Genomic DNA, 20,125 nt, shown 5'->3' with positions numbered 1-20,125 from the left:
GCCATGGAGTGGCAATGCACCAGATTTATCTGTTCTGTGCTGCAGGAATCGTCAGCGGTACTTTGCTGACTCCGTTACAGGCTTTAGCCCTTGTGTTGTCGGGGGTTATCCCGCTGGCTGCTGTCTCTGCAGTAAACAGCCGTTGGCCTAATGTCCTGCCGGTTTCTCTTAAGCCTCTGTTCTGGCTGATTGCCGGACTTCTCTATGGCAGCTTCTGGCTGCAATACAACCTCAGTCACCGTTTGCCAACGGCACTGGACCGCAGCAGGCTGACTCTGGATATCACGGTTGAGCAGGTTGAAGAGCGAGGGCAGGGTCTGCGCCTTATTGCCCGCGTTGCTCACGGGCAGTTTTTACCGGGCATCCGGTCCGGATCTGAAGCCAGGAATTTGCCGGAATTGCGCCGCCTGCAGCTCAGCTGGTACCGGCCGGCGATGCCGTTGCACAGTGGTATGCAGTTAAGCGCTGAGATTGTGTTGCGCAGTCCACGTGCTTTCGCCAATGGTTTGCCTTTTGATTATGAGGCTTTTTTGCTGTCTTCAGGCATTGATGCCGGCGGCTATATACGCAGTGCCCGGCTAATCGCCAGCGGCGAGCCCTCGTTACGCGATGCATTGCTGGCTGCGCAAGGCCAACGTCATTCGCCGGAGGCCTGGCCCTGGCTGGCAGGGCTGGTGTTTGGTGAACAGCAGGCGTTCAGTACTGGCCAGTGGCGGCTGGCACAGCAGACCGGCACGCTGCATCTTCTTGTTGTCAGTGGTCTGCATGTGGGGATGGTAGCCGCTCTTGGCTGGTTGCTGGCGCTTGCCTGTATAAAGCTTTGGGGGCTGCTCAGTGGCCGCGGTTTACGTCATCCGGCTTTGTTGCGTCTGTTGCTGATTGGCGGACTGACGGCGGGTTATGTCTGGCTGGCGGGAATGGGGATTGCGCTGCAGCGTGCCTGGATCATGATCATGGCACTGCTGTGGTTGCTCTTCAGCGGCTGGTGTTTTAACTGGCTGACGGTGCTCTCTCTGGCGTTGTTGCTGGTGCTGCTGGTTAACCCCCTGATCTGGACCCGGGCCGGATTTGGTTTTTCTTTTGTGGCGGTGCTGGCTTTGCTGGCATTTTTCAGCGGTCGCCGGCAGGGATGGTTACAGACATTGTTTCTGCCCCAGTGGGTGGTATTTATCTCTATGTTGCCGTTGTTATGGTTCTGGCTGCTGCCGGTCAGTCTGGTGCAGGTGGGGGCGAACCTGCTGGTAATTCCGCTGCTGAGCCTGGTGATTCTGCCACTGGCGTTGCTGGATGCCGGGCTGAGTTGGCTGGCGGGCGCGGTACTCAGTGATACGCAGGCGCAGATGGTTATCGCTGTGCCTGACGCCTTGCTGTCGGCCGTGGGTGAGTTCTTCTGGTCAGTGCTCAGTGCCCTGCAGCAACAGTCCTGGGCGGTACACTTTTACCAGCCCTGGCCGTTATTGCTGCTCTGGCCTTGTCTGCTGGTAATGCTGCGTCTGGGTGTCAGCACTGCGCTGAGCTTTGGAGCAATGCTGATGCTGTTGCTGGCGTTGTTCTGGCCTCTGTCATCTGCAGGTCCGTACCGGGAGCAGGCAATGATGCTGGATGTCGGGCAGGGGCAGAGTCTGGCTTTTATCGGTGGGCAACACACGCTGGTTTATGACACTGGTGCGCGCTTCTCGGAACATTTTGATGCCGGTGCAGCATTATTACTGCCATTGCTTAAACAGGCTGGTGTGACTCAGGTTAATACGTTGTTTGTCAGTCATTCCGATCTGGATCATGCCGGCGGCCTGAACTCTGTATTGCAGGATGGATTACCGGTGCAGCAACTGTTGTTGGGACAGTTGTTGCCGGATCTGCCTGTACAGCCGCAGGCTCACCTCTGTCGTGAACTTATAACAGCCGGTTGGCAGGAAGTCGGACCGCATCTGCATTACCGCTTGCTGCTTCTGCCGGATGAGCAGCAGGCACGGGTCAACCCTTCGGATAATAATCAGTCCTGTGTGGTACAGGTGCGCTGGCATGAGCGGCGCTTCTTATTAACCGGTGATATTGAACGCGATATTGAAGAGCGATTGGTTGAGTATTTTGGTACGGAGTTGCGTTCGGATGTGCTGGTGCTGGCCCATCATGGCAGCCGCAGCAGTTCGTCCTCTGTATTTCTCGAAGCTGTGCAGCCCGCGCAGGTATGGATTTCGGCGGGATTTAATAACCGTTTTGGTCATCCCCATACGGATGTAACGGCCCGGCTGGAGGCGCTGAAGATTCCCTGGTATCTGACGGCGCGCGATGGGGCGGTGTTGATGGCACCGGACGGTCAGGTGGCGACGGCACGATCCGGTTGGCAGCCGCCCTGGCGACAGCCTTGATTTTATTCATGATTCTGCTCACGGTCCGGCACTTTCAGCGGCGTTGCGGGTCTTATGCTGCCGCCCGGGCTTGTGCTAGAGTACGGGCCAAAATAACTGGCAGGAGTAGCTGACAATGCTGGAAATCATCCAGAGCGGTGGGTGGATGATGGTACCTATCATCATTTCTTCTATTTTGGCGTTGGGAATTACCGTTGAACGGTTCTGGACCTTACGGGCGGCGCAGATTGCACCGCGTGATCTGCTGGCGCGGGTCTGGGGCTGGATGAAAAACAATCAGCTCGACAGTGCCCGTATCAAAGAATTGCGCGCTTCCAGCCCGCTGGGCCGCGTGTTGGCGGCTGGCCTGATTAACTCCCGTCATGGTCGCCAGATCATGAAAGAAAGCATCGAAGAAGTGGCCTCCCATGAAATTCATGAAATGGAGCGTTACCTTAATGCGCTGGGTACGGTTGCTGCGGTTGCTCCACTGATGGGTCTGCTGGGAACCGTATTCGGCATGATTCAGGTGTTTTCTGAAATCATGACGCAGGGTACCGGACAGGCGAATATGCTGGCCGGTGGTATTTCTGAAGCTCTGATTACGACCGCAGCCGGTCTGATCATCGGTATTCCTGCTCTGGTCGCACATCGTATGCTGCAACGCCGTGTGGATGAAATTGTGGTCTTTATGGAACAGGAAGCCATCAAACTGGTGGATGTTCTGCATGGTGATCGTGAAGTGGCGGATTCCTCAGAGGCGGCCTAAGTGAACTTCAAACGACAGAATCGTGAAGCGGTGGACGTCAATCTGACGCCACTGATTGATATCGTATTTCTGCTGCTGATTTTCTTTATGGTGTCGACCACCTTCACCAAAGAAAATCACCTCAGCATTGATCTGCCGGAGGCAACGGCAGAAGCGTCTGAAACTCAGCCACAGGCGATTGAAATTCTGATTTCGGCCAGCGGCGAATACAGTATTAATGATCAGACGCTTATCAATCATCAGCTGGATACACTCAAGCGTGGTCTGCAGAAGGCGTTGGCAAACAGACAGACGGCACCAGTGGTGATTACTGCTGATGCCAAAACACCGCATGAAGCGGTGGTGCGGGCGATGGATGCCGCCGGCCAGCTCGGTCTGGTCAATCTGAGCATTACCACCCGTCAACCTGGGAAATCTGAATAAACCCCATGAGTAACGAAACCTCCATCAGGCGTCTGTACGGACGCCTGCTTTCGTATGTCTGGCCACACAAACTGGCCTTTTCCGTGGCCATTGTTGGCTACATTATTTTCGCCTCGGCAGCACCGGCAATGGCGCATCTGATGGGTGTGGTCGAGCAGACCCTGTCAGATCCGCAGCCGGATAAAATTCTGCTGCTGGTGCTGATGCTGATGGGCATCTTTTTTTACCGCGGTATCGGTACCTTTCTGGGTAAATTCTTTATTGCGGTGGTGGGCCGCAATGTCGTGCACAGCCTGCGTACTGAGCTGTTCAATAAAATGACCCGCTTGCCGAGTCATTACTACGATGGTGAATCCAGTGGCCGTTTGATCTCGCGGGTTATTTTTGATGTCGACCAGGTGACCGGCGCCTCAACCCGCGCATTAACCACCACGGTGCAGGAAGGCGTTACCGTTATTCTGCTGATGGCTTACCTGATCTGGCTGGATTACAGCCTGACGCTGATTTTCCTTGGCCTGGTACCGGTGATTGTTCTGGTGGTTGCTTTCGCCAGTCGCTTCTTCCGTCGTTACAGCCAGCGTATTCAGAAAGCGATGGGGGATGTGACCCAGGTAACCAACGAGAGTATTAATGGTTACCGTGAAGTGCGTACTTTTGGCGGTACTGAATATGAGCAGCAGCGTTTCCGTAAAGCCAGTGACTATAACCGCAAGCAATCGCTGAAGTTTGGTCTGACCGAAGCCATTAACGTGCCGCTGACTCAGCAGATTGTGGCTGTCGGTTTGGGTCTGATGGTGTATCTGATGTTTCAGCGGGTGGCCGACGGCAGTATGAGCAGCGCTGAGTTTCTGCAGTTTATGACCGCCGCCTCGTTGATCGCCAAGCCGCTGCGCGCGCTGACCGATATCAATGCCGTGATTCAGAAAGGTATGACCGCTGCAGAATCTATTTTCTCGGTGCTGGATGCCGACGCCGAAGTGGATCAGGGCACCAAAACCCTGACCCGCGCTAAGGGGGAGGTCTGCTTCGATGATGTTCGCTTCCGCTATCAGGGCGCCGAAAACGATGCACTGAAAGGCATCAGTCTGAAAGTGACACCGGGCACTTCGGTCGCTTTTGTTGGTAGGTCCGGCAGTGGTAAGACCACGCTGGTGAATCTGATTCCGCGTTTTTACGAAGTAGGTTCCGGCCGTATTCTGCTTGATGGTGAAGATATCCGTGATCTGACCCTCGACAGTCTACGTGACCAGATCGCTATCGTCAGTCAGCAGGTGACGCTGTTCAACGCCAGCATCCGCGACAACATTGCCTACGGTTCGCTGGCGGCTAAAACCGATGAAGAAATCATCGCCGCCGCCAAAGCCGCCCATGCCGATGAGTTTATTTCCCGTCTGCCGGAAGGCTACAACACCCAGGTCGGTGAAGACGGCGTGCTGTTATCCGGCGGCCAGCGCCAGCGCATTGCCATTGCCCGGGCGATTCTGAAAAATGCTCCGGTGCTGATTCTGGATGAGGCGACGTCTGCGCTGGATACCGAGTCTGAACGCCATATTCAGGCGGCCATGGAAGAAGTGATGAAAGGCCGTACCACCTTTGTGATCGCCCACCGCCTGAGCACCATTGAGAGCGCTGACCGTATTGTGGTGATCGATCAGGGCGAAGTGCGTGAAGACGGCTCCCATGCCGAGCTGATTGCGCGGCAGGGCATGTACGCCCAGCTGCACCAGATTCAGTTCAGCGAATAACAGTCGCTATGAGCAATGCTCTCGCCGGGCTGGCGGCACGGATTGAACGCAACTGGTATGGCTCGGTGCTGGGCAATCTGTGGCTGCTGCCGCTCTGGCCGCTGGTTTGGGTGGTCGTGCACCTGCGCCGCTGGCGGTTTTTGCAAAATCCGCCAGAGGCCAATCCTGTGCCTGTGGTGGTGGTTGGTAATATTACCGTGGGCGGGACTGGCAAAACGCCGCTCATTACCTTGCTGGCCGAGCGTGCCCGGGTGCTGGGTCTCAGACCCGCGGTCGTCAGCCGTGGCTACGGTGCTAAAGCCCCGCAATATCCTCTGGATCTGACGGCTGATACGCCGGTAGAGCACAGTGGTGACGAACCCCGCTTGCTGTTTAACCGCCTGAATGCCGGTGCCTCCTTTTGTCCGGTAGTGGTCGATCCTGAGCGCCGCCGTGCGGTGGCTGAGCTTGCCGGCCGGGCGGATATCGTTTTCAGCGATGACGGCCTGCAGCATTACGCCATGGCCAGAGCCGCCGAAATCGTGGTGGTCGATCATGCCCGTGGTTTTGGTAACGGCTGGTTGTTGCCGCTGGGGCCATTGCGCGAGCCGCTGGCACGGCTTAAAACGGTGGATCTGGTGTTGCGCAACGGCGCGGATTTTCAGGTGCAGCCAACGGCACTGGTAAATGCTGTCAGTGGTGAGCAGATTGCTCTGCAAAGCTTCAGTGGGCGCGAGGTGGTGGCGGTATCCGGTATTGGCAATCCGCAGCGTTTTTACGACTCACTGCGCAGTCTGGGGATGCAACCACAGGAGCACAGTTTTGCCGATCATCATCAGTTTCAGCCCGATGATCTGGACTTTCATCAGCAAACACCTGATCTGCCGCTCGTGATGACGGAAAAAGATTGGGTAAAATGCCGTGACTTTGCCCGGCCCGACTGGTGGTATCTGCAGGTCAGTGCGGTGGCACAGCCTGAGACAGCCGCGCGGCTGGATTCTTTATTAATGACCTGGAGTGGAAAAACTCATGGATAAGCAATTACTGAGCATGCTGGTATGTCCGCTGTGCAAGGGCAAACTCAAGTATGAAAAAGACGCACAGGAGCTGCTGTGTACCTTCGACGGTCTGGCATTCCCGCTGCGCGATGGTGTGCCGGTGATGCTGGAAGGTGAAGCACGCCGTATGAGCGAAGAAGAAAAGCTCGAAAAAGCGCAGAAAGCCGCCAAAGAACAGGCTGAGTAAGCACTGTGCTGCGTGTGCTTTTTGTTTGTCTGGGCAATATCTGCCGTTCACCGACCGCCGACGGCGTTTTCCGCAGCATGGTTGCCTCTGCCGGGCTGAGTGATCAGGTTGAGGTGGACTCAGCCGGCACTGCCGCCTGGCATATCGGCAAAACGCCTGACCCGCGCACCATCAAAGCCGCGGCTGAGCGCGGTTACGATTTATCGCTGTTACGTGCGCGTCAGGCGCTGGCTGCCGATTTTGATCAGTTTGATTATGTGCTGGCGATGGATCTGGAAAACCTCAGCAACCTGCGGGCGTTAAAACCCGCCGCTGCGCGTACTGAACCCCAGCTGTTTTTACGCAGCTTTGCCCGCCGCTTTAACAGCGACGAAGTACCGGACCCATACTATGGCGGTGCTGATGGCTTTGAGCAGGTGCTGGATCTGGTTGAAGATGCCTGTGAAGGTTTGCTGGCCGATATTCGTCAGCGCTTAAACCAGCGCGCAAAGGAAACACTGTGAATCATCCCGTACCCGAGGTGCAGCAAAACTACGATCTGTCGGCGCTGAATACGCTGCGCTTACCGGCGCAGGCCGAAGCCTTTGCGCGTTTTTCTTCCGCCTCGGAATTGCTCAGTTTGCTGACGCTGGCGCAACGGCATAACTGGCCTGTACGGGTTTTGGGTGGCGGCAGTAATGTATTGCTGGCCGACGACGTGCCCGGTCTGGTGCTGCAGTCGGCCATGACCTCGGTGCGTTTGCTGCGCGAAGATGCAACCCATCGCTGGCTGGCGGTGGATGCCGGCATGAACTGGCATCAGTGGGTACAGGACAGCACAGAGTTTGGCCATGGGCTGGAGAATCTGTCTCTGATTCCGGGTTCTGTCGGTGCTTCGCCGATTCAGAATATCGGCGCTTACGGGGTTGAGGTCGCCGACTCTATCGACTCGGTATCCGGCATTCAGCTCAGCACTCGCCAGTGGCGCACGCTAGGTGTTTCCGAATGCCGCTTTGCCTATCGTGATTCCATTTTCAAGCATGAGCTGGCCGGTGACTTTATTGTCACCCGCGTGGTTTTCCGCCTGAGTAAAACCTTTGCGCCGGATCTGAGTTATGGCCCTTTGGCCAGCTGGGCGACGGCGCAGGGCGATGCGATCAGTCCGCAGGCGCTGATTGAACAGGTGTGTGCGATTCGCCAGAGTAAATTGCCGGACCCTGTGCAAATTCCCAATGCCGGTTCTTTCTTCAAAAATCCGCTGGTGTCGGTATATCAGGCAACACAGCTGAGTGCTCAGCATCCGTCGTTACCAACCTATCCGCAGGCCGATGGCCGTATCAAACTGGCGGCGGGATGGCTGATTGAACAGGCCGGCTGGAAAGGGCGCTGGCTTGGCCCGGTACGGATGCACGATCAGCAGGCGCTGGTGCTGACCACCAATGGTGCGGCAACCTATGCCGATATTGAACACTTGCGTGATGCGGTGGTCGCCAGTGTGAATGAGCAATTTGGTGTGCAGCTGGAGCCTGAGCCGCAGCCGTTCTGAACAGGATTGCAGAAATACGTCAGTAATAAAAAAGCCGGCATAAAGCCGGCTTTTTTATTACTGCAGTCAGGGTCTGTTTAGTCGCTTCATTCAGAACGTAAACTGACTGAGCTGCAGTCCGCTTTCTTCGCTCCAGCGGATCATCCAGCCGCAATCGTCTGACCAGTCGCCCAGTACCAGACGGCGGCGTTCGCATCCGTTGTGCATCCAGCGATGATCATCCGGGCGGTGGGTGTGACCATGAATCAGGGTGGTAACGCCGGCCTGATCCATTTCGCGGTCTACCTCTTTCTGGGTGACGTCCATGATGTCGGAGCTTTTCATCTGCTGACCGCTCTGGCTTTCGCTGCGAACCTGGCGGGCAAAGGCAATGCGCTCTTCCAGTGGTTTACTGAGAAAGTCCTGCTGCCAGGCCGGGTTGCGGAACATCTGACGGATCTTCATATATTCCACATCAAGGGTGCAGAGGCTGTCGCCGTGCATCAGCAGTACCGCGTCGTCACCTAAGGTGATCACGGCCGGATCATCGAGTAGGGTGGCGCCGGTCTGTTCGCAGAAGGTCTGGCCCAGCAGGAAGTCGCGGTTGCCGTGCATCAGAAACAGGCGGGTACCTTTGTTGCTGAGTGCGCGCAGGGCGTCTTTGATGCTGCTGACGAAGGGATGATCAAAGTCATCGCCCATCCAAACTTCAAAAAAGTCGCCAAGAATATACAGCGCATCGGCATCCTGCAGATTCTGCAGATAATGCACAAAGCCCTGAGCCATGGCCGGGCGGCCAGGCTCAAGATGCAGATCGGAGATGAAATAAACCGCCATTACGCGATGATTTCAGCTTTTTCGATGATGACGTCTTCGACCGGAACGTCCTGGTGGCCCATACGGGTGGTGGTTTTAACGGCTTTGATGCGGTTAACCACGTCCATGCCTTCAACCACTTCACCAAATACGGCATAACCCCAGCCCTGAGTGGACTTGCTGGTGTGGTTCAGGAAGTCGTTGTCCGATACGTTGATAAAGAACTGCGCGCTGGCGGAGTGTGGGTCCATGGTGCGGGCCATGGCCAGAGTGCCAACGGTGTTTTTCAGACCGTTGTCTGCTTCGTTTTCAATCGGCATGTCGGTTTCTTTGTTAACCATACCCGGGGCAAAGCCGCCGCCCTGGATCATAAAACCGTCGATCACACGGTGGAAAATCACGCCGTCGTAGTAGCCTTCTTTTACGTACTTCTCGAAGTTGGCCGCAGTTTTTGGCGCTTTCTCGTGGTTCAGTTCGATTTTGATGTCGCCGAAGTTGGTTTTAAGCAGGATCATGTGAAGCCTCTGTCATTGAATCGTGTATCCCTTCATGGGATTGAGTGCGTATAATACCGCCTTTTTCGCGGCCTGACAGCGCCGTGGCACGATTGCCGGAATTTCCGCCCGGAACAGCCTCCGCGCGGCAAGCTGCCGGTACTACTCAGAAACGGATGGTTATGACAGACACAACTCCAAACAGCCACAATTTCATTGCCAAAATCGTTCAGGATGACCTCGCCAGCGGTAAGGTTCAGAGCGTTGTGACACGCTTTCCGCCTGAGCCTAACGGTTATCTGCATGTGGGCCATGCCAAATCAATCTGCCTGAACTTCGGCGTGGCCGAACAGTTTAACGGCCAGTGTAACCTGCGTTTCGACGACACCAACCCGGAAAAAGAAAGCCAGGAATTTATTGATGCGATCAAAGACGACATCACCTGGCTGGGCTTTAACTGGGCCGGAGAGGTGCGTTATGCCTCGGATTACTTCGACCAGCTGCATCAGTGGGCGCTGCACCTGATTCGTGAAGGCAAGGCTTATGTCTGTGACCTCAGCCCTGAGCAGGCGCGTGAATACCGTGGCACTCTGACCGAAGCGGGTAAAAACAGCCCGTTCCGTGAGCGCACGGTAGAAGAAAACCTGGCGCTGTTTGAGAAAATGCGTGCCGGTGATTTCAACGAAGGTGCCTGTGTGCTGCGCGCCAAAATTGATATGGCATCGCCAAACATGAACCTGCGTGATCCGATCATCTATCGTATCCGTAAAGTGCATCACCATCAGACCGGTGACAAATGGTGTATCTACCCGACCTATGACTTTACCCATGGTCAGTCGGATGCCATCGAAGGCATTACCCATTCGGTCTGCACGCTGGAATTTGAAGACCATAAACCACTGTATGACTGGTTTATTGCCAATCTGCCGGTGCCGGCACAGCCGCGTCAGTACGAATTTGGCCGCCTGAATCTGGATTACACCGTAACCTCCAAGCGTAAGCTGAAAGCTCTGGTGGATGATCAGGTGGTTGCTGGCTGGAATGATCCGCGAATGCCGACCATTGCCGGTATGCGTCGTCGTGGTTTTACTCCGCGCTCGGTGCGTAATTTCTGCGAAATGATTGGTGTGACCCGCAGTGACGGTATGGTCGATGTGGCGATGCTGGAGCACGCGCTGCGTGACGATCTGAACAAGCATGCACCGCGTGCGATGTGTGTGATCCGGCCGTTAAAAGTCGAGATCGAAAATCTGGCCGCCGATCATCTGGAAATGCTCAGCGCCGAATATCATCACGAGCTGGATCTGGGTTCGCGCGAAATGCCGTTTACCCGTGAGATCTATATCGATCAGGATGATTTTAAAGAAGAGTACAGCAAGAAATTCAAAAAGAAATTCACGCCGGGTAAACGTATCCGTCTGCGTCATTCTTATGTAATCGAAGCAACCAGCTACGAAAAAGACGAAGCCGGTAATGTTGTGCTGGTGCGGGCGAAATTAATCGAAGGCACGCTGGGTGAAAACCCGGCCGACGGTGATAACCCGAAAGGGGTGGTGCACTGGGTTTCGGCCAGCCATTCGGTGCAGGCCGAATTGCGCCTCTATGAGCGTCTGTTTAATCACCCGACGCCGGATAAAGTCGACGGCGATTTTATGCAGTTTGTAAATCGCGATTCGCTCACCGTTACTACTGGTTGGGTTGAACCTGCACTGGCCAATGTCGGTGTCGAAAGTAATTTCCAGTTTGAGCGTGAAGGCTATTTTGTTGCCGACCGCTACGATCACAGCGCTGACAAGCCGGTCTTTAACCTGACCATTGGCTTGCGTGAAGATAAATCACTGCAGGCAGATTAAGGCTGATTATGACTTTGCAGATTTTTAATACGCTGACGCGTCAGAAAGAAGAGTTTAAACCGTTACAGCCAGGCAAGGTTGGCATGTATGTCTGTGGTATGACGGTTTATGACTTCTGTCACCTGGGCCATGCGCGGGTGATGGTGGCGTTTGACGTTATTGCCCGTTACTTGCGTCATCGTGGTTATGAGGTGAATTACATCCGTAATATCACCGATATCGACGATAAAATTATCAAACGCGCTAACGAAAACGGCGAAGCTTTTGATGCGTTAACCGAGCGCTTTATTGCTGAAATGCACAAAGATGCCGACCTGCTGGAAATTGAGCGCCCGAATGCAGAGCCAAAAGCCACGGCACATATCGACGATATTATCCGTCTGGTCGAAACCCTGATTGCCAAAGGTTATGCCTACGCTCCGGGGAATGGTGATGTGTATTACTCGGTGCGTAAATTCGAAGGTTACGGCAAATTATCCGGGAAGATTCTGGATGATTTAGAAGCCGGTGCGCGTGTCGATGTTGACGAACATAAACAAGATCCTCTGGATTTTGTGTTGTGGAAAGCCGCCAAAACCGACGAACCACACTGGCATTCGCCGTGGGGGATTGGTCGCCCGGGCTGGCACATTGAATGTTCGGCGATGTCATCCTGCTGTCTGGGTGAAACCTTTGATATTCATGGTGGCGGTCCGGATCTTAAATTTCCGCACCATGAAAATGAAATTGCCCAGTCGGAGGCAGCAACAGGTAAAAAGTACGTGAATACCTGGATGCATGCCGGAGCTGTTCGTGTTGATGGCGAAAAGATGTCCAAATCGCTGGGCAACTTTTTCACCATTCGCGAAATTCTGGAAAAATATCCGGCGGAAGTGGTGCGCTTTTTACTGCTCTCCAGTCAGTATCGCAGCGCGATCAATTATTCCGAAGACAGCCTGAAAGAAGCGCATACCAAGCTGGAGCGTTTTTATAATGCGCTGCGTGGTGTTGTGGTTGGCGAGGTTGCGGATATTGATAATGAATATTCGCAACGCTTCCATGCTGCAATGGATGACGACTTCAATACGCCGGAAGCCATTGCCGCCTTGTTTGATCTGGTGCGGGCGGTGAATAAAGCCGAAGGTGCAGAGCAGGCAGCGCTGGCCGGTCAGTTGCGTTATCTGGCGGGTGTTCTGGGTTGTCTGCAGTCTGAGCCGGAAGCCTTTTTGCAGTCCGGTGCCGATGTGGATGAGGCCTGGATTCAGGATATGATCAGTAAGCGTGCTGAGGCGAAAAAAGCCAAAGATTTTGCTACGGCAGATCAGGTGCGTGATGAGTTGCTGGCGCAGGGAATTGTGCTGCGTGATGGTCCGGAAGGCACCAGCTGGTCAAAGCAATAATCCGCCGTTAGCGGCAGATATGAAAAAGCCCGGACAGAGCGATCTGTCCGGGCTTTTTGTTATTTTAATCTTCAGCGATTACTGCTTGTGCAGAGTCTCACAGGCAAACAGGGTATTTTCCAGCAATTTGGCGCGGGTCATCGGGCCTACACCACCCGGAACCGGGGTGATAAAGGCAGCGCGTTCAGCGGCGGCGGCAAAATCCACATCGCCAATCAGTTTGCCGTCAGCCTGGCGGTTAATACCAACATCAATCACGGTGGCGCCGGGCTTGATCCATTCACCTTTAACAATACCCGGCTTACCAACGGCAACGACCACAATGTCGGCCTGCTGGATGTGATGCGCCAGATCTTTGGTGAAGCGGTGGCAGGTGGTTACTGTACAGCCTTTCAGCAGCAGTTCCAGACCCATCGGGCGGCCAACAATGTTGGATGCGCCAACAATGACCGCATGTTTGCCACGAACTTCCTCGCCGGTGCCGTCCAGTAGGTCAACGATGCCAGCCGGAGTGCAGGGGCGCAGCATCGGCATGCGCTGTGCCAGGCGGCCAAGATTGAATGGGTGGAAGCCGTCAACATCTTTGGTTGGGTCGATACGCTCAAGAATTTCATCGGCTTTCAGGCCGGCAGGTAAGGGCAGTTGCACCAGGATGCCATCAACACTGCTGTCATGGTTCAGCTCGTCGATCAGGTCCAGCAGTTGTTGCTGGGTGGTTTCTGCCGGCAGGTCAAAGGCCTTGCTGACAATGCCGACCTGTTCGCAGTCTTTACGCTTATGCGCCACATAGACTTCGGACGCCGGGTCGCTGCCTACTAATATGACCGCCAGGCCGGGTGCGCGCAGACCTTTCTCTGTGCGGGCCTGAACCTGCTGTTTAATGGATTCGCGAATCGCTTTGGCAGTGGCGTTGCCATCGATCAGTTGAGCGGTCATAAGCGCAGTAAACCTGTAGCAGTTATCAAAGCGCGCGATTTTCTCATGTGCGCTGAGAAAAACAAAGATACCGCTGGCGCCAGCCTGCGGATAAATGCAGAAACGCTCAAAAAATCACCGAACCGATTGTTTTTATTAATTTTTTTCAAAAAGTCGTTGACTGGGTGGGGGCTCATCTATAATATGCGCAGCCACTTGCAGGGCACTTCGCAAAGCAAGTAAGTTCGGGGTATAGCGCAGTCTGGTAGCGCGCCTGCTTTGGGAGCAGGATGTCGGGAGTTCGAATCTCTCTACCCCGACCACTAATGTCTGAATGAATTGACATGCGCCCGTAGCTCAATTGGATAGAGCATCGGCCTTCTAAGCCGAGGGTTGCAGGTTCAATCCCTGCCGGGTGCGCCATTTGGCAATCTCAGCAGAATTTTTGTGGTGGCCGTAGCTCAGTTGGTAGAGTCCAGGATTGTGATTCCTGTTGTCGCGGGTTCGAGCCCCGTCGGCCACCCCACTTCCCCTTCTTAATTCCTTTTGTTTATATCTCCTAAGTGTTTGATTGCTCAAGCATTCTAAATGGTTTTATTCGGGCAGTGCCTTGCGCTATAATCCGCGCCTTTCTGATTTTATCGGCGCCGGGCGAGGCCTGTGCGTTATTTTTTGAACAGTATATTGAGAGGCATCTATGCAAGTGTCCATTGAGACCACTTCCGGTCTTCAGCGTGTAATGACCATTGGCGTTCCTGCAGCAGAAGTAGAAGGTAAAGTAACTGCTGAACTGAAGCGTATCTCCAAAGGCCAGCGCGTAAATGGTTTCCGTAAAGGCAAGCCGCTGCCTCCGGCTGTTGCCAAGCGTATGTTTGGTAAGCAGGCGCGTTACGAAGCTATCTACCAGCAAATGCAACAGTCTTTCTTTAAAGCCGTGCAGGACGAGAATGTAAAACTGGCCGGCATGCCAACTTTCGAGCCTACCGTTGATGAAGACGGTAAGGATCTGGAATTTAAAGCAACGTTTGAAGTCTACCCGGAAATCACTCTGGCCGATTTCGGGAGCATCGAAGTTGAACAGAAAACCGCTACCGTAACCGACGCGGATCTGGACACCATGCTGGATACTCTGCGTAAGCAGAATGCCAAGTGGGAAGAGTCTGCTGAAGCTGCCGCTGATGGCGACCAGGTAGTGATCGATTTCGAAGGTTTCATCGACGGTGAAGCATTTGAAGGTGGTGCAGCCAAAGGTTACAGCCTGACTCTGGGTTCCAACTCTATGATTCCTGGCTTCGAAGCGGGCCTGGTGGGTGCGAAAGCCGGCGAAGAGAAAACTCTGGACGTTGCTTTCCCTGAGGACTACCACAAAGAAGAACTGAAAGGTAAGCCTGCTCAGTTCAAGGTAACCGTTACTGCGGTTAAGAAGCCTCAGCTGCCTGAACTGAACGAAGAATTCTTCAAAGGTTTTGGTGTCGAAACCGCTGATGAAGCTGAATTCAAAACCGAAATCCGTAAGAACATGGACCGTGAACTGGCCCGTGCTCTGCGCAGTCTGACCAAGCAGCAGGTTATTGCTGGTCTGGTTGCTGCTAACACCGTTGAAGCTCCGTCTTCTCTGGTTGATCAGGAAATTGATCGTCTGCGTAAGCAGGCTGTTCAGCAGTTTGGCGGTGGCCAGCAGCTGGATCCTAACATGCTGCCAGCTGAGCTGTTCAAAGATCAGGCTGAGAAGCGCGTTGTTATCGGTCTGCTGATGAATGCGGTTATCGAAGCGAACGAATTGACGCCTTCGGCAGAAAAAGTGGCTGAATTGATTGAAGAAGTTGCCGCGACTTATCAGGATCCTGAAGAGGTGCGCAACTACTACAACAGCAACCCGCAGCAGAAATCTCAGGTAGAAGCGCTGGCTCTGGAAGAGCAGGCGGTTGAGAAAGTTCTGGCAGGGGCTAAGATCAGCCAGTCAGAAGCCACTTACGAAGAAGTGATCCGCGCGGCTAATCAGCCTGCCTGATCACTCGACAGAGTGACTGACACAACGCCAATCAATGGCTAAACTCAGAGACAGCCGCACACATTGCGGCTGTTTTTGTAAAAAAGCTAATTATGTCAGGGAGTACAGGGTCGAATGTTTGACTCCATGAAACAACAGTCAGAAATCATCCAGGCAAGCGGTCTGGTACCAATGGTGGTAGAGCAGTCAGCCCGCGGTGAGCGTGCTTACGACATCTACTCACGCTTGCTGAAAGAGCGCGTAATCTTCCTGGTTGGCCCGGTCGAAGACCATATGGCTAATCTGGTGGTGGCGCAGTTGCTGTTCCTTGAGTCTGAGAATCCGGACAAGGATATTCACCTGTACATCAACTCGCCGGGTGGTTCGGTGTCTGCAGGTCTGTCTATTTATGACACCATGCAGTTCATTAAGCCGGATGTCAGTACGATGGTGATTGGTCAGGCCTGCAGTATGGGGGCATTTCTGCTCGCAGCTGGCGCCAAAGGCAAACGTCTCAGTGTGCCTAACTCCCGCGTTATGATTCACCAGCCGAGTGGCGGTGCGCAGGGGCAGGCAACGGATATTCAGATCCATGCGCGTAACATTCAGGACACCAAAGAACGCCTGAACCGTATTCTGGCTCATCATACCGGGCAGAGTATTGAACAAGTGACCGCGGATACTGAGCGCGACAACTTTATGGATCCGGAAGCTGCGCTGGCTTACGGTCTGATCGACAAGGTTGTTACAAACCGCTGATTGACTTAAGGCTGGATTACTCTGTTTCCGGCCTTGAAATACCCGATAAAAAGATCCATCTTCTGGATCAGTGCAACGAATAATGAGGCAGTCGAATGACCGACGATACAAAGGGCAAAGGCGACGATAGCGGTAAGCTGCTCTACTGCTCGTTTTGCGGTAAGAGCCAGCATGAAGTACGCAAGCTGATTGCCGGGCCTTCGGTGTTCATCTGTGACGAGTGTGTCGATCTGTGTAATGACATCATTCGTGAAGAAGTGCAGGAAGCCGAGAACAAAGGCTCAGGCGACAAACTGCCGACGCCAAAAGAAATCAAGGCGACACTGGATGAATACGTTATTGGCCAGGAGAAGGCCAAGATCGTTCTCGCGGTAGCGGTTTATAACCACTATAAGCGCCTGCAGAGTGGTGAAGGTAAGGCAGAGGTTGAGCTGTCCAAAAGTAATATTCTGCTGATTGGGCCAACCGGTAGTGGTAAAACTCTGCTGGCTGAAACACTGGCACGACTGCTGAATGTTCCTTTTACCATTGCTGATGCAACCACGCTGACTGAAGCAGGTTATGTGGGTGAGGATGTTGAAAACATCATTCAGAAGCTGTTGCAGAAGTGTGATTACGACGTTGAGAAAGCTCAGCGTGGTATTGTTTACATCGACGAAATTGACAAAATTTCACGCAAATCTGATAACCCATCGATTACCCGTGATGTGTCGGGTGAGGGTGTACAGCAAGCACTGCTGAAACTGATTGAAGGTACAGTCGCTTCTGTTCCGCCGCAGGGTGGCCGTAAGCATCCGCAGCAGGAATTTCTGCAGGTTGATACCTCCAACATTCTGTTTATCTGTGGTGGTGCTTTTGCCGGCCTGGATAACATCATCCGCGATCGCTCAGAGAAGAGCAGTATTGGCTTCTCGGCTACCGTGAAAGGTAAAGAAGAGCAGAAGGCGGTTGGTGAGGTTCTGCGTGAAGTGGAGCCGGGTGATCTGGTGAAATACGGTCTGATTCCGGAATTCATTGGCCGCTTGCCGGTCGTGGCAACGCTGGATGAGCTCGATAAGGATGCGCTGGTGCGTATTCTGACTGAGCCTCGCAACTCTCTGGTGCGTCAGTATCAGAAATTGTTTGAAATGGAATCGGTTGAGCTGGAGTTCCGTGACAGCGCGCTGGATGCAATTGCAACCTGTGCGATGGAGCGTAAAACCGGTGCCCGTGGTCTGCGTTCGATTATGGAAGGTGCATTGCTTCACACTATGTACCGTATTCCGTCGGAAGAACATGTGGCGAAGGTAGTGATCGAAGAAAGCGTGATCAATGGTGAGTCTGAGCCGCTGATCATTTATGAAACCGCTGATGTTGGTAAGGTGTCTCCGGACAACGACTGATACGTATCATAATCCCGTCAACAAAAGGAGCCTTTGGCTCCTTTTGTTTTTTCAGGCCTTGTATTTCTTGCGCTTCGCCCTCACTTCCTGACATATTGGCGTCAAAGACGCAGTTTTTAGGTGCATTGTTCATGACTCAAGAAGTATTACCACTATTACCCCTTCGTGACGTGGTCGTTTTTCCTGCCATGGTGATTCCGCTGTTTGTGGGACGGGAAAAATCAATCAACGCACTGGAAGAAGCGATGAGTCTCGACAAGCGGATTATGCTGGTCGCACAAAAAGATGCATCGGATGATGAGCCGGGCTGTGAAGATATGCATACCGTCGGCACCATCGCCAATATTCTGCAGTTATTGAAACTGCCGGATGGCACCGTAAAAGTACTGGTTGAAGGTGATGTGCGGGCGCAGCTTTCTGAATTGATTGACGAAGAAGAATTATTCCGTGGCACGGTTGAAGCCATATCTGCGGATGAATTAACAGAACGTGAAAACGAAGTTCTGGTCCGCTCCCTGACCGGGCATTTTGAACAGTATGTTCAATTGTCTAAAAAAGTTCCGAGCGAAGTATTGTCAACAATTTCCGGAATCGAAGACGCTTCGCGTCTGGCCGATACCATTGCCGCACATATTTCACTGAAACTGGATGAAAAGCAGAATGTTCTGGAAATGCTCGATCCGCGTGAGCGTGTCGAACATTTAATGGAATTAATGGAATCCGAAATTGATCTGCTGAAAGTTGAAAAACGTATCCGTGGTCGCGTTAAAAAGCAGATGGAAAAAAGCCAGCGCGAGTATTATCTGAATGAGCAGATGAAGGCTATTCAGAAAGAACTCGGCGATCTGGAAGATGGCAGCAATGAGTTTGATGAGCTGACGCATAAAATCGAACAGTCCGGCATGACCAAAGAAGCCCGTGAAAAGGCTGATGCCGAGCTGAAGAAATTACGCATGATGTCACCGATGTCAGCCGAAGCTTCGGTTGTACGCGGCTATCTGGACTGGTTGGTTAACCTGCCGTGGAAAAAACGTAGCCGTGTAAATCATGACCTGACCAATGCCAAAGAAATTCTGGATGCTGATCACTTTGGCCTGGAAGAAGTGAAAGAGCGTATTCTGGAATACCTCGCAGTTCAGACCCGTGTGAAAAAAGTAAAAGGCGCTGTGTTGTGTCTGGTTGGGCCTCCGGGGGTTGGTAAAACCTCTCTGGGTAAATCCATTGCACGTGCAACAAACCGCAAGTTTGTGCGTATGGCTTTGTGTGGTGTGCGTGACGAGGCGGAAATTCGCGGGCACCGTCGTACCTATATTGGTTCGATGCCTGGCAAGCTTGTGCAGAAAATGTCTAAAGTTGCGGTGAAAAACCCGTTATTCCTGCTCGATGAAATCGACAAAATGGGCATGGATCATCGTGGCGACCCTGCATCTGCATTGCTGGAGGTGCTTGATCCTGAACAAAACTCGACCTTTGCGGACCACTATCTGGAAGTCGATTACGATCTGTCAGACGTGATGTTTGTATGTACGTCCAACAGTATGGATATTCCTGGTCCGTTGCTGGATCGTATGGAAGTGATCCGTATTCCGGGTTATACCGAAGCGGAAAAGGTCAGCATTGCACGGCGTTACCTGTTACCGAAGCAGATTAAGCTGAATGGTTTGCATGAGCGTGAAATTGAAGTGAGTGATGATCGCTTGCGCGACATTATACGCCATTACACCCGTGAGGCTGGCGTGCGTGGTCTTGAGCGTGAGATTGCCAAGCTTTGCCGCCGCGTTGTCAAAGCTAACATGCTGGAGAAAAACCAGCAGACCCGCGACATCAGCGCCGAGCTTCTAGACGAGTATCTGGGTGTACAGAAATTCCGTTATGGTCTGGCCGGGTTGGATAATCAGATCGGGCAGGTGACAGGTCTGGCCTGGACCTCGGTCGGTGGTGAGTTGCTGACACTGGAATCGGCTGCAACCCCCGGTAAGGGGCGTATTGTGAAAACAGGCTCTCTGGGTGACGTTATGCAGGAATCCATCCAAGCGGCGCTTACTGTCGTGCGTAGCCGTGCTGTTGGTATGGGGGTGTCGCCCGAGTACTTTGAAAAGCACGATCTGCATGTGCACGTGCCGGAAGGCGCTACACCGAAAGATGGTCCAAGTGCTGGTATTGGTATGGCAACGGCCCTGGCTTCTGTGATGACGGGCATTCCTGTGCGTGCAGATGTAGCGATGACGGGTGAGATTACCCTGCGGGGTAAGGTATTAGCCATTGGTGGCCTGAAAGAGAAACTGCTGGCAGCTCATCGTGGCGGTATTAAGACCGTAATTATTCCAAAAGAGAACGAAAAGGATCTTCGCGACATTCCGGGGAACATTCTGGAAGATATGAATGTTGTGGCGGTTGACTGGATTGACGAAGTGCTGGATCTGGCACTGGAAAGCAAACCGGAGCCTCATGTTGGTGAAATTATCACCAAAGATGAGGCTGCCGGTAAAAAAGACGACAATACCAGGCCCAGCACACACTAAGG

The 20,125-nt window shown here is 53.4% G+C and carries 17 protein-coding genes and 3 tRNA genes; 17 read left to right on the top strand and 3 right to left on the bottom strand.

Annotation, left to right across the window (positions count from 1 at the left end; genetic code table 11):
- The first annotated feature begins 14 nt into the window (after nucleotides 1–14).
- The 8 genes from MT343_RS10210 to murB all read left to right on the top strand — a co-directional run bounded on the left by MT343_RS10210 (nucleotide 15) and on the right by murB (nucleotide 8,034).
- Nucleotides 15–2,369, top strand: coding sequence for a DNA internalization-related competence protein ComEC/Rec2 (locus MT343_RS10210; protein WP_145468491.1), 2,355 nt, complete (start codon nucleotides 15–17; stop codon nucleotides 2,367–2,369).
- A 115-nt stretch (nucleotides 2,370–2,484) separates the two neighbouring features.
- A complete protein-coding gene (locus tag MT343_RS10205) occupies nucleotides 2,485–3,117 on the top strand; it encodes a MotA/TolQ/ExbB proton channel family protein (RefSeq protein ID WP_145468493.1) in 633 nt (210 codons plus the stop codon).
- A complete protein-coding gene (locus MT343_RS10200) occupies nucleotides 3,118–3,540 on the top strand; it encodes an ExbD/TolR family protein (protein ID WP_145468495.1) in 423 nt (140 codons plus the stop codon).
- A gap of 5 nt (nucleotides 3,541–3,545) precedes the next feature.
- The gene (gene msbA / locus MT343_RS10195) at nucleotides 3,546–5,285 is read left to right on the top strand and encodes a lipid A export permease/ATP-binding protein MsbA (protein ID WP_145468497.1); all 1,740 of its coding nucleotides are present in this window, start codon (nucleotides 3,546–3,548) and stop codon (nucleotides 5,283–5,285) included.
- An 8-nt stretch (nucleotides 5,286–5,293) separates the two neighbouring features.
- On the top strand, nucleotides 5,294–6,301 hold the full coding sequence (gene lpxK / locus MT343_RS10190) for a tetraacyldisaccharide 4'-kinase (RefSeq protein ID WP_145468499.1): 1,008 nt from the start codon (nucleotides 5,294–5,296) through the stop codon (nucleotides 6,299–6,301).
- Nucleotides 6,294–6,509: a Trm112 family protein gene (locus MT343_RS10185; RefSeq protein WP_145468501.1), complete on the top strand. Its 216-nt coding sequence runs from the start codon at nucleotides 6,294–6,296 to the stop codon at nucleotides 6,507–6,509. The genes lpxK and MT343_RS10185 overlap by 8 nt, the downstream gene beginning before the upstream one ends.
- Nucleotides 6,510–6,514: 5 nt before the next feature.
- Complete coding sequence (locus tag MT343_RS10180) at nucleotides 6,515–7,012, top strand: low molecular weight protein-tyrosine-phosphatase (protein WP_243989381.1); 498 nt, start codon at nucleotides 6,515–6,517, stop codon at nucleotides 7,010–7,012.
- On the top strand, nucleotides 7,009–8,034 hold the full coding sequence (gene murB, locus MT343_RS10175) for a UDP-N-acetylmuramate dehydrogenase (protein ID WP_222428540.1): 1,026 nt from the start codon (nucleotides 7,009–7,011) through the stop codon (nucleotides 8,032–8,034). Before MT343_RS10180 ends, murB begins: the two co-directional genes overlap by 4 nt.
- Before the next feature lie 90 nt (nucleotides 8,035–8,124).
- On the opposite strand, the gene MT343_RS10170 is transcribed toward murB, so the two are convergent.
- Both MT343_RS10170 and MT343_RS10165 read right to left on the bottom strand, forming a co-directional pair.
- Entirely contained in the window at nucleotides 8,125–8,850 is a 726-nt protein-coding gene (locus MT343_RS10170) for a UDP-2,3-diacylglucosamine diphosphatase (protein WP_145468503.1), read from the bottom strand.
- Nucleotides 8,850–9,344: a peptidylprolyl isomerase gene (locus tag MT343_RS10165; RefSeq protein ID WP_145468505.1), complete on the bottom strand. Its 495-nt coding sequence runs from the start codon at nucleotides 9,342–9,344 to the stop codon at nucleotides 8,850–8,852. The genes MT343_RS10170 and MT343_RS10165 overlap by 1 nt, the downstream gene beginning before the upstream one ends.
- 161 nt (nucleotides 9,345–9,505) lie before the next feature.
- Between MT343_RS10165 and MT343_RS10160 the strand changes: the two genes are divergently transcribed.
- A complete protein-coding gene (locus MT343_RS10160) occupies nucleotides 9,506–11,176 on the top strand; it encodes a glutamine--tRNA ligase/YqeY domain fusion protein (RefSeq protein WP_222428541.1) in 1,671 nt (556 codons plus the stop codon).
- 8 nt (nucleotides 11,177–11,184) lie between these two features.
- On the top strand, nucleotides 11,185–12,555 hold the full coding sequence (gene cysS, locus MT343_RS10155) for a cysteine--tRNA ligase (protein ID WP_145468509.1): 1,371 nt from the start codon (nucleotides 11,185–11,187) through the stop codon (nucleotides 12,553–12,555).
- Nucleotides 12,556–12,633: 78 nt separating this feature from the next.
- Here cysS and folD read toward each other — a convergent pair whose 3' ends face one another.
- On the bottom strand, nucleotides 12,634–13,491 hold the full coding sequence (folD, locus tag MT343_RS10150) for a bifunctional methylenetetrahydrofolate dehydrogenase/methenyltetrahydrofolate cyclohydrolase FolD (protein ID WP_145468511.1): 858 nt from the start codon (nucleotides 13,489–13,491) through the stop codon (nucleotides 12,634–12,636).
- A 225-nt stretch (nucleotides 13,492–13,716) separates the two neighbouring features.
- Between folD and MT343_RS10145 the strand changes: the two genes are divergently transcribed.
- The 7 genes from MT343_RS10145 to lon all read left to right on the top strand — a co-directional run bounded on the left by MT343_RS10145 (nucleotide 13,717) and on the right by lon (nucleotide 20,123).
- A tRNA-Pro gene (locus MT343_RS10145) sits at nucleotides 13,717–13,793 on the top strand.
- Nucleotides 13,794–13,816: 23 nt separating this feature from the next.
- Nucleotides 13,817–13,893: transfer RNA gene (locus tag MT343_RS10140), tRNA-Arg, on the top strand.
- A 27-nt stretch (nucleotides 13,894–13,920) separates the two neighbouring features.
- A tRNA-His gene (locus tag MT343_RS10135) sits at nucleotides 13,921–13,996 on the top strand.
- A gap of 171 nt (nucleotides 13,997–14,167) precedes the next feature.
- On the top strand, nucleotides 14,168–15,481 hold the full coding sequence (gene tig, locus MT343_RS10130) for a trigger factor (RefSeq protein ID WP_145468513.1): 1,314 nt from the start codon (nucleotides 14,168–14,170) through the stop codon (nucleotides 15,479–15,481).
- 114 nt (nucleotides 15,482–15,595) lie between these two features.
- On the top strand, nucleotides 15,596–16,219 hold the full coding sequence (clpP, locus tag MT343_RS10125; RefSeq protein WP_145468515.1) for an ATP-dependent Clp endopeptidase proteolytic subunit ClpP: 624 nt from the start codon (nucleotides 15,596–15,598) through the stop codon (nucleotides 16,217–16,219).
- A gap of 95 nt (nucleotides 16,220–16,314) precedes the next feature.
- Nucleotides 16,315–17,601 (top strand): ATP-dependent Clp protease ATP-binding subunit ClpX, encoded by a 1,287-nt coding sequence (clpX, locus tag MT343_RS10120; protein ID WP_145468517.1) that lies wholly within the window; start codon nucleotides 16,315–16,317, stop codon nucleotides 17,599–17,601.
- 131 nt (nucleotides 17,602–17,732) lie between these two features.
- Nucleotides 17,733–20,123, top strand: a complete 2,391-nt coding sequence (gene lon / locus MT343_RS10115) for an endopeptidase La (RefSeq protein WP_243989380.1) — start codon at nucleotides 17,733–17,735, stop codon at nucleotides 20,121–20,123.
- The last annotated feature ends 2 nt before the right edge of the window (nucleotides 20,124–20,125 follow it).

The organism is Venatorbacter sp. C2-1, assembly GCF_022832715.1.
Classification (GTDB): domain Bacteria; phylum Pseudomonadota; class Gammaproteobacteria; order Pseudomonadales; family Oceanobacteraceae; genus Venatoribacter; species Venatoribacter alkanivorans.
The sequence above is the reverse complement of the archived record's forward strand: the minus strand, read 5'-3'. Positions and strand labels throughout refer to the sequence as shown.

Bases quoted from the DNA above. Each gene is read 5' to 3' on its own strand.
- MT343_RS10170 (WP_145468503.1), bottom strand. From the start codon at position 8,850: ATGGCGGTTTATTTCATCTCCGATCTGCATCTTGAGCCTGGCCGCCCG.
- MT343_RS10210 (WP_145468491.1), top strand. From the start codon at position 15: ATGCACCAGATTTATCTGTTCTGTGCTGCAGGAATCGTCAGCGGTACT.
- lon (WP_243989380.1), top strand. From the start codon at position 17,733: ATGACTCAAGAAGTATTACCACTATTACCCCTTCGTGACGTGGTCGTT.
- MT343_RS10185 (WP_145468501.1), top strand. From the start codon at position 6,294: ATGGATAAGCAATTACTGAGCATGCTGGTATGTCCGCTGTGCAAGGGC.
- folD (WP_145468511.1), bottom strand. From the start codon at position 13,491: ATGACCGCTCAACTGATCGATGGCAACGCCACTGCCAAAGCGATTCGC.
- cysS (WP_145468509.1), top strand. From the start codon at position 11,185: ATGACTTTGCAGATTTTTAATACGCTGACGCGTCAGAAAGAAGAGTTT.
- MT343_RS10160 (WP_222428541.1), top strand. From the start codon at position 9,506: ATGACAGACACAACTCCAAACAGCCACAATTTCATTGCCAAAATCGTT.
- lpxK (WP_145468499.1), top strand. From the start codon at position 5,294: ATGAGCAATGCTCTCGCCGGGCTGGCGGCACGGATTGAACGCAACTGG.
- MT343_RS10205 (WP_145468493.1), top strand. From the start codon at position 2,485: ATGCTGGAAATCATCCAGAGCGGTGGGTGGATGATGGTACCTATCATC.
- clpP (WP_145468515.1), top strand. From the start codon at position 15,596: ATGTTTGACTCCATGAAACAACAGTCAGAAATCATCCAGGCAAGCGGT.
- clpX (WP_145468517.1), top strand. From the start codon at position 16,315: ATGACCGACGATACAAAGGGCAAAGGCGACGATAGCGGTAAGCTGCTC.
- msbA (WP_145468497.1), top strand. From the start codon at position 3,546: ATGAGTAACGAAACCTCCATCAGGCGTCTGTACGGACGCCTGCTTTCG.
- MT343_RS10165 (WP_145468505.1), bottom strand. From the start codon at position 9,344: ATGATCCTGCTTAAAACCAACTTCGGCGACATCAAAATCGAACTGAAC.
- tig (WP_145468513.1), top strand. From the start codon at position 14,168: ATGCAAGTGTCCATTGAGACCACTTCCGGTCTTCAGCGTGTAATGACC.